Origin of the sequence: Micromonospora sp. DT44, from assembly GCF_049841635.1 — a bacterium.
In the GTDB taxonomy this organism is placed as follows: Bacteria; Actinomycetota; Actinomycetes; order Mycobacteriales; family Micromonosporaceae; genus Micromonospora.
The window spans coordinates 1-415 of record NZ_JBNCKS010000176.1; the positions used below are offsets into that span (position 1 = coordinate 1).

Genomic DNA, 415 nt, shown 5'->3' on the forward strand with positions numbered 1-415 from the left:
GCGATCTCCGTAGTATTCTCGTGCTATTTCGGCGAACGCCTCCCACCTAGCGTCTCTACTGACCTTGGCAGCGCTGGGCGCGACCGCCTTCGCCACGTCGCAGATCGCTCCGCAACCCTCCAAAAAATCCTTCAGATCCTTGGGCATGTCACTGGGAATCTTCCTGCCCTCCTGCCGCCAATTATGAAGATTTTTTCCGAGGTGTACCACAATCCCGTTGGTGGCCTCCCTCTCGTATGTTTGCAAGGGGGCTGGCAGCAGATTTCCTTGGCCATCTTTGTAGTAGTCTCGTGCTATCTCGTCGAACGCTACCCAGTCTTCTTCGGTCCTCTTATAACCCATGAGACGTCCTCTCTGTTCTTTCAGCGCGGCTGGGACTCGGACTCAGAAGTGTGGCCGACGTACGTGACGTGGC

1 protein-coding gene is annotated in these 415 nt (G+C 56.1%); it reads right to left on the reverse strand.

What is annotated here, in order from left to right:
- Positions 1-342, reverse strand: a 342-nt coding sequence (locus ACLQ25_RS32825; RefSeq protein ID WP_425734607.1) for a hypothetical protein, incomplete at its 3' end; no start/stop codon positions are given.
- Positions 343-415: the final 73 nt, after the last annotated feature.